We start from the raw sequence: 7,481 nt of genomic DNA, 5'->3' as shown, positions 1-7,481 counted from the left end.
CCCTGGGCGGCGGAGGCCGCCGCCGCCGCCGCCCAGGCGGCCGAGGCCAGTTCCGCCGCCCCTGCCGCCGCTGCGCTCGCTGCCGCCGCGCCGGCCGCCGCCTGGGCGGTGGCCCCGGCGGCGGCGGCAAGGGGAAGGATGGCGTCGACATCACCGGCGCTGTTGGCCAGGCCGTCGCCGGAATCGTTCCAGCGGATGGCCCGGCCCGCCGCCGGTTCCGGCAGGGTGAGATCGGCGCTGGACAGGCTGCGGAACGAACGCTTCACCGCCAGGGCGGCATCGTCGGCCACCTCCTGCAGCGCAGCCACCTGGTAGTAGAGGGCGTCGTTGAGCGGCTTGGCCTCGATGGCGGTGTCGGGGAATTCCGCCGTGCGCTTCAGCGCCATGCGGCGGCGCAGCGTCACCCTGGTGGACGGCGGCGGCGGGGCGGTGAAGATCACCGTGCCGCCCACCGCCACGCCGACGCCCGACACCGAATAGGCGCCGGCGCTCTGCAAATTCTGATCGATCCACACTTCCATGTCCCCGGCGTCGAAGACCGGAAAGGTGAAGGGAAAGGCGGTCTGGACGCCGTTGGCCGCGTAATGGACGCGCGGCACGGCATCGACGACCTGGGTGTATGTGGTCATGATATGGTCTCCGTTGTTTCTTAATCCGCTCCCTTGATCTCGGTGGACACCGAAATCACCGTGCAGGGCAGCGGCAGGTCCTGCTCGATCCGCCACAGGGGCTGCATGACGTCGCGGGTCCAGCCGATGGCACGGACCTTGACGTCGCCGGAAAAGGCCGGCGGCCGGGTGGCGAAGCGGTCGGGGCCGCGCCGGCGGAAGGGAATGGGCGTGGCGCCGCGCCCGGTGTCGATGAACAGCGCCTTGGTGTCGAGCACCCGGAAGCAGGCCTGGACCAGACGGACGGCCCGTCCGGCGGCCATGGGCTGCCCGGCGGCGGCCTGGGGCGGCAGCGGCTCGATGCGGTGGGCATAGGCCAGCCCCGCCTCGATAGCGGCGGCGGGGGCCGGCAGGGTGATCTGCCCGTCGGCCACCATCACCTCGGCGACCGAGGTTCCGTCCATCAGCACCCGCACGTTCCGCCCCTCCAGATGGCCGAGACCACTCCAGGTGGCGGAGGGAGTCTCGCGGGTTCCGGCCAGGGCGGCATCCAGGTTGAAGGCGTCGTCGAAGCACTCGATGAACCACGCGCCGCCGCGCTCGACCAGCACGAAGGTTTCGCCGTCGACCACCGCCACCGCGCGGAAGGCGCCCAGGGTCTCGAACACCGTCCAGGCGGTGACCTTCTCGGCGCGGTAGACGGTCAGCGTCGCCATGGTCCCGTCCGCCATGACCACATGGAACAGGCGGCGGCCGGCATCGTAATCCTGGTCCACCGGATGGTTCATCACATGCTTGGCCACCATGGCCAGATCATTGGCCTGATAGGCCTGATCCACGTCGGCGAACAGGAACTCGCGCAGGTCGCGGCCGTTCCGGGAGACGAAATGGGTGGCGCCGTCCACGTCGCGGGGCGGCACCGAGCGGTCCACCGGCGAGCCCACCCTGGTCTGGCGGTTGAGCTGGATCTTGGTGGGGGTCAGCGGCGCACCCACCACCATCCATTCCGCCCCCGAGGTGAAGACCTGCAGGTGGCGGCCGGAAAACACCGCCCGGATGGCATCCACCTGATCGGACAGCAGGCCGAACTCGATGGCCTCGTCGTCCAGGCCGCTGCCCAGGTCGAAGTTGAACAGGTCCATGGATTTGGACAGCCACAGGCGGTTGGGCAGATCGCGCGAACCGCCGATGGCCAGACGGCCCTGGTGGAAGCAGGCCGAGACCGGCCAGCCGCGGAGCGTCGAGAACGATTGCTCCTCCCAGTCCTTGGTGGCGGCGGTGCCGGCCAGGGTCTGTTTGACCTCGGCGCCGGCCTGGGTTGCCGAGCTTATGCCGGTGATCAGCACCTGCTTGCCGCCCACCCGGAAGCGCTGCCCCACATGAGCGGCGTCGAACACCGGCGCCGAGGCGGACAGCGTGATGGAACCGCCGGTGCCGCTGGGGGTGAGCGTCACGGCGTCGGCGGCGAATTTGTGGGTGGGCACGAACAGGATTCCGTCCTCTTCGTGGAAACTTCATTCGGCGATGGTCCAGGCATCGACCCCGGTGCGGGTGATCTTGCGCGGCGCCACCTGGGGATGGACCACCAACAGGGTGTCGGCGCTCTGGGTCCAGTTCAGCTGGGCGATCTGGGCGGTGCTCCACGGCGTCTCCAGTTCGGCGACCTTGTCGCCCTCGGCGTAGATATCCAGCCGGCCGCCGGACAGCGCCATCAGGTAGGTCTGCTCGGTGTTGAACTCGAAGGCGATCAGCCGGCCCGCCCCGCAGGCGGCGGCCACATGGCGCAGGCCGGGACGGCGGCGGACGCCGCCGATGGGCGCCACCACCACGTTGCGCAGGCACCGCGCCCCGTTGGCGTAGAGCGCCAGGTCGCCGCGCCCGGCCAGGTCCACGTCGACCTCGCCGGCGGTGAAGCTGGTCTTGGTCAGGATGGGCAGGCTCATGACCGCACCTCCACCAGGGGAAAGTCGGTGATGGCCGACGGCGTATGGCTCTGGGCGTCGATCAGCTTGGCGCGGCGGAACTCGTCCTCGGCCAGGCGGAAGAGGAACTGGGCCCGCGTGGTGCTCTCGGTCAGCGGAATGCAGAACTCGGCGGTGAGGCGCGCCATCAGCATCTGGTCGAAATAGGGCGGGAAGGCGCTTTCGTCCGGACGGTAGACGTAGGTCAGCACCACCTCGTCGGCGTCGCACAGCAGGCGCTGGCCGCTGAGGCGGAACACCAGGCCGGAGCCGCGCCCGCTGGGCCCCGCCGACAGCACCCGCAGGAAATCGGCGGGCAGCTGGTAGGCATGGGCGAAATCGGCCAGGGGCTCGCCGGCCAGCCGGGCCAGGGTGATCTGGCCGGTGGCGAAGCTCCACGGATGGGACGACAGCGCCCCGTCGCGCAGCGGCGGATAGAGGTTGGCGGCCACTTCCGATTCGGCCGAGCCGTCGTCGAAGCCGGCGATGGGGGCGGCGCCCAGACGGATCAGGGCGCGCGAGCACAGGGCGATGGCGGACAGGGCCATGGCGGTTCTCCTGGGATGAGGAAGACGCGGAGAGAGGGGCTGGCGGAAGTTCCTATCCCCGCCCCCGCTGCGGATGAGGATCGCGCGGGGGCGGGGCGGCGGCCGGCGGCTGACACGGCGGGGGCGAGAGGGGAAACCCGCCGGAGCGCCAGGGCCGGAATCGTGATGGCGATGAAAGGGGCTCCCCCGGATCGCTCCGGGGGAGGAGAGGGCAAGCCGGATCAGCGCGTGTCGGCGCCGCCGATCTGGGTCAGGTCGTTGACGTCGACCACCCCGCCGGTATTGGCGGAGACCAGGAACAGGCCGGCCTTCATGGCGGCGGCGGTATCGACGTTGGCGACGACGATGTCGCCGACGCGGAGCATGGTCGAGGCGGCGTTGAAATAGCCGCCGGTATCGACGGCGTCGGCGGTGTCGGCGGTGGTGTAATGCCACAGCGTGAAGCCGTTGGCATAAGCCAGGACCGACAGATCCTTGGACTGGTAGGCCATGGGGTAAGCTCCCTTAGGATTCGAGGCAGCGCAGCGAGACCACGCCGGTCGCATCGACCAGCGCCGCGCCCTGGCTCATGAAGTTGTTGACGAACCAGGCGGCGCGGTCGCCCTGGTAGGTGATCTCCGACTTGACCTCGGCGCCGCAGGCGTGGCCCAGGGCGGTCTTGTGGTACCAGTAGCAGTAGCGGACACCCGACGAGCGGGTCAGGCCGGAATGGGGCATCCAGGTGGTGCCCAGCCACTTCTTGGCCTGGGTGCCCTTCCACGGCAGATCGCTGTCACCGACGTAATCGGTGCTGGCGAACTCCTCGATGCCCATCAGCTCGGACCACTGCTTCCAGCCGACGATGGCGAAGCGGCCGTCGTCGTCGGGGACGTCGGCATCGCCCAGCATCTCGAAGGCTTCCAGCACCTTGGCCCGGGTCAGGCCGGTGGTGCCGTCCAAGGCGTAGTTGGCGGACTTGTCCAACTCGGTGATGATCAGTTCGTCGGTCTTGCGGCCCAGCGCGTAGGCGCCGGCGTTGACCAGCACGGCGCGCTCGTCGTGCTCGATCTTCAGTTCGTCCAGCTTGTCCAGCCAATCGCCGGCGTAATAGTCGAACAGTTGGCATTCGACGGCGGTGTGGTCGATGTTCATCACCGGCACCTTGCCGTGGCGGGCCTTGGTGCTGGCGGCGCCCTTGCCGACCTTCTGGAAGACGGCGATGGCACCCTTGACGTTGTTGCGGCTCCGCACCGTGCTGCGGAGCTTGGTGCCCATGCGCTGGTAGGCGGAATGGACCTCGTGGCCGTACTGCGTGGAGTAGGCGTTGACGACGCTTGTGGACATGTTTTGTTCCTCTGCGAGGGGGCGTGGATGATGTCGTCGTCCCGCCGGTTCTGCCCGGCCGCGCGCGCCGGCGGCCGGGCGCCATCGGGACGACGCCGGAAATCCGCTGGGCCGGGCCGCTGGCCCGGTTGTCCGGTGGATGAGATCGGGAAGGGATCGGGCTCGACACCCCTGCGTCGGACGCAGCTCGGGTGTTGATAGGAATATATATATCGGCACTTAGGAACATTGTCAACAGTCTTTTTGGTGCCGCCACGAATCGTCACCAGTCGCGGCTGGACCTCGCCCGGATCATGCGTAAAAATACATATACGCGGAACAGGGATGCGAGGCTGCCATGCTGGTCTGGCGCGATGCGATGACGATCGGCCACCCCGAGGTCGATCATGCCCGCAAACATGTGATCGGGCGGATCAACGATTTCGAGCGCGCCCTGGGCAGCCAGGGGCCGCACACCGCCCTGGGGCTGTTCCTCACCGGCCTCTACGAGGAAACCAGCACCGCCTTCGGCCGCGAGGAGAAGGTCCAGCGCGAATGCTCCTTCCCCTTCGCCGAGCCCCACCACCGCGAGCACACCGAACTGCTGGAAAAGATCGAGCTCCTGAAGGAGCATTACGACGAGTTGGACGCCCGGGGCAATGCCACCCCCCTGCTGCGCGACCTGGCGGACCTGGCCAAGGAATGGATCACCGCCCATATCGTCCAGAGCGACCTCAAGCTGCGGCCCTACTGGCTGAACCACAACGGCATCTATCTCCGGGGACAGCGGTAAACCTTGCCCCGGAAAAAGCAGAAGGCCCGGTCATTGCTGACCGGGCCTTCGCTATTTTGGTGGAGCTAGACGGAATCGAACCGACGACCTCTTGAATGCCATTCAAGCGCTCTCCCAACTGAGCTATAGCCCCGAAACTTGTTCCCTGCGGGCTTGGGGCCCCGCCGGTGGAGGCGGAACATATGGTTTCCCGAATGGCCTTGCAAGCGAAAAATTCATCGCCCGCCAATCGGGAAACCATGAGGCCGGATCAGACCTCGTCCTCGATCTCCTCGTCCATGTGCTCCATGACCTCGGCCATGTCGTCGTCGTCCTCGCCCAGGTCGGAGGCGTCCTCGATCAGGCCGCTCTCGTCGTCGTCGGCCCCCTCGCTGCCGCCGTCGATGGCTTCGTCCTCGTCATCGACCACCGGAAGATCATCGGCATCGATATCCGCCACGACGGGCACCACCGCCGCCGCCACGGGGGCGGCCTTCTCCGCGGCTGCCGCGCTGCCGCGACGCACCTTGAAGGGCATCTCCGGCTCGACCGTCGACCCGCACTTGGGGCAGACGATGGGAGTGCGCGTCAGGTCATAGAAACGGCATCCGCAGCTTTGGCAGGTGCGCTTCTGTCCCCATTCCGGCTTTGCCACCTTCGTCCTCCTTCAACGTGTCACTCGAACCCGGTAAAGGGGCCATTTGCCATGTTCCCCACCCTGTGTCAAAACGAAAAAGCGTGGGCGGTGCAGCATGGCACGCGGGTCTATGACGCCGATGCCGCCTGTGCTAGAGCTTCGCCGGGCAGCTTTTGCCCTTGCCGCCGGTTTTCAGGAGTGATCATGGCCAAGCCGCTTTCATCCCGTCGGGCCTCGCCGTTGGCCGGTTCGGCGCGTGTCCCCGGGGACAAGTCCATCTCGCACCGCGCCCTGATGCTGGGCGCCCTGGCGGTGGGCGAAAGCGTGGTCACCGGCCTGCTGGAAGGCGACGATGTTTTGCGCACCGCCGCCTGCATGCGGGCGCTGGGCGCCGAGGTCGAACGGCGCGACGATGGCTCGTGGCGGCTGTTCGGGCGCGGCGGCGGCGGGCTGATGGAGCCTTCCGACATCCTTGACATGGGTAATTCCGGCACCGGGGCGCGGCTGTTGATGGGCCTGGTGGCCACCCACCCCTTCACCACGTTCTTCACCGGCGACGGGTCTTTGCGCTCGCGGCCCATGCGCCGGGTGATCGACCCCCTGACCCGCATGGGCGCCCGCTTCGTCAGCCGCGACGGCGGCCGGCTGCCCCTGGCGGTGACCGGCACGGCCCAGCCCACCCCCATCACCTACGAATTACCGGTGGCCTCGGCCCAGGTGAAGTCGGCCATCATGCTGGCCGGCCTCAACACCGCCGGCGAGACCACGGTGATCGAGCGGGAAGCCACCCGCGACCACACCGAGCTGATGCTCAGGAATTTCGGCGCCACCGTGCGGGTCGAGGATGCCGAGGGCGGCGGCCGCGCCATCACCGTGGCGGGCTTTCCCGAACTGACCGGCCGTCCGGTGCAGGTGCCCGCCGACCCCTCCTCCGCTGCCTTCCCGGTGGTCGCCGCCCTGCTGGTGGAGGGCTCGGAGATCCGCCTGCCCGGCATCGGCACCAACCCCTTGCGCACCGGGCTTTACCAGACCCTGCTGGAGATGGGCGCCGACATCCGCTTCGACAATCCCCGCGACCAGGCGGGCGAGCCGGTGGCCGATCTGGTGGTGCGCTCTTCGCGCCTCAAGGGCGTGGACGTGCCAGCCGAGCGTGCGCCGTCCATGATCGACGAATACCCCATCCTGGCCGTCGCCGCCGCCTTTGCCGAGGGCACCACCCGCATGCGGGGTCTGGGTGAACTGCGGGTCAAGGAAAGCGACCGCCTGGCCGCCATGGCGCGCGGGCTGGCTGCCTGCGGCGCGGCAGTGGAGGAGGAGCGGGATTCCCTCATCGTCCACGGGACGGGGCGCATTCCCGACGGCGACGCCACCGTCGCCACCCATTTCGACCACCGCATCGCCATGTCCTTCCTGGTGATGGGCATGGCCTCGGCCCGGCCTGTCAGGGTGGACGATGCCGAGGCCATCGACACCAGCTTCCCCGCCTTCGTCCAGCTGATGAACGGCCTGGGGGCGAAGATCGAGGTGGTGGAGTAGAAAACGGCCGCACTGGAGCGAGCCTGCGAGCGACTGGGCCGTTGAGGCCCCGCGGAGCGGGTTTGGAGCGCAGCGAAGAACGCATAGCGGAGCGTAAGCCAAGTGAGCGGAGCGAAC

8 protein-coding genes, 1 tRNA gene and 1 pseudogene are annotated in these 7,481 nt (G+C 68.4%); 2 read left to right on the top strand and 8 right to left on the bottom strand.

Annotation, left to right across the window (positions count from 1 at the left end; translation table 11 throughout):
• From H261_RS25465 to H261_RS13530, 6 genes and pseudogenes are all read right to left on the bottom strand, one after another.
• A pseudogene (locus tag H261_RS25465) lies at positions 1 to 629 on the bottom strand (hypothetical protein); the annotation flags it as partial.
• A gap of 20 nt (positions 630 to 649) precedes the next feature.
• A complete protein-coding gene (locus H261_RS13545) occupies positions 650 to 2,092 on the bottom strand; it encodes a hypothetical protein (RefSeq protein ID WP_322096295.1) in 1,443 nt (480 codons plus the stop codon).
• A gap of 30 nt (positions 2,093 to 2,122) precedes the next feature.
• Entirely contained in the window at positions 2,123 to 2,551 is a 429-nt protein-coding gene (locus H261_RS26640; RefSeq protein ID WP_322096294.1) for a hypothetical protein, read from the bottom strand.
• Positions 2,548 to 3,117: a hypothetical protein gene (locus H261_RS13540; RefSeq protein WP_008618468.1), complete on the bottom strand. Its 570-nt coding sequence runs from the start codon at positions 3,115 to 3,117 to the stop codon at positions 2,548 to 2,550. The genes H261_RS26640 and H261_RS13540 overlap by 4 nt, the downstream gene beginning before the upstream one ends.
• Before the next feature lie 221 nt (positions 3,118 to 3,338).
• On the bottom strand, positions 3,339 to 3,608 hold the full coding sequence (locus H261_RS13535; RefSeq protein WP_008618466.1) for a Rossmann-fold NAD(P)-binding domain-containing protein: 270 nt from the start codon (positions 3,606 to 3,608) through the stop codon (positions 3,339 to 3,341).
• A 13-nt stretch (positions 3,609 to 3,621) separates the two neighbouring features.
• Positions 3,622 to 4,440, bottom strand: a complete 819-nt coding sequence (locus tag H261_RS13530; RefSeq protein ID WP_008618460.1) for a phage capsid protein — start codon at positions 4,438 to 4,440, stop codon at positions 3,622 to 3,624.
• 337 nt (positions 4,441 to 4,777) lie between these two features.
• Between H261_RS13530 and H261_RS13525 the strand changes: the two genes are divergently transcribed.
• The gene (locus tag H261_RS13525; protein WP_008618458.1) at positions 4,778 to 5,212 is read left to right on the top strand and encodes a bacteriohemerythrin; all 435 of its coding nucleotides are present in this window, start codon (positions 4,778 to 4,780) and stop codon (positions 5,210 to 5,212) included.
• A gap of 57 nt (positions 5,213 to 5,269) precedes the next feature.
• Here the strand turns inward: H261_RS13525 and H261_RS13520 are convergent.
• Together H261_RS13520 and H261_RS13515 are read right to left on the bottom strand one after the other, a co-directional pair.
• A tRNA-Ala gene (locus tag H261_RS13520) sits at positions 5,270 to 5,345 on the bottom strand.
• Between the two features lie 117 nt (positions 5,346 to 5,462).
• Positions 5,463 to 5,846 (bottom strand): TIGR02300 family protein, encoded by a 384-nt coding sequence (locus H261_RS13515; RefSeq protein WP_008618455.1) that lies wholly within the window; start codon positions 5,844 to 5,846, stop codon positions 5,463 to 5,465.
• A gap of 186 nt (positions 5,847 to 6,032) precedes the next feature.
• Here H261_RS13515 and aroA point away from each other — a divergent pair, with 186 nt between their 5' ends.
• Positions 6,033 to 7,364, top strand: a complete 1,332-nt coding sequence (gene aroA / locus H261_RS13510; RefSeq protein ID WP_008618454.1) for a 3-phosphoshikimate 1-carboxyvinyltransferase — start codon at positions 6,033 to 6,035, stop codon at positions 7,362 to 7,364.
• The last annotated feature ends 117 nt before the right edge of the window (positions 7,365 to 7,481 follow it).

Source organism: Paramagnetospirillum caucaseum (assembly GCF_000342045.1).
In the GTDB taxonomy this organism is placed as follows: domain Bacteria; phylum Pseudomonadota; class Alphaproteobacteria; order Rhodospirillales; family Magnetospirillaceae; genus Phaeospirillum; species Phaeospirillum caucaseum.
The sequence above is the reverse complement of the archived record's forward strand: the minus strand, read 5'-3'. Positions and strand labels throughout refer to the sequence as shown.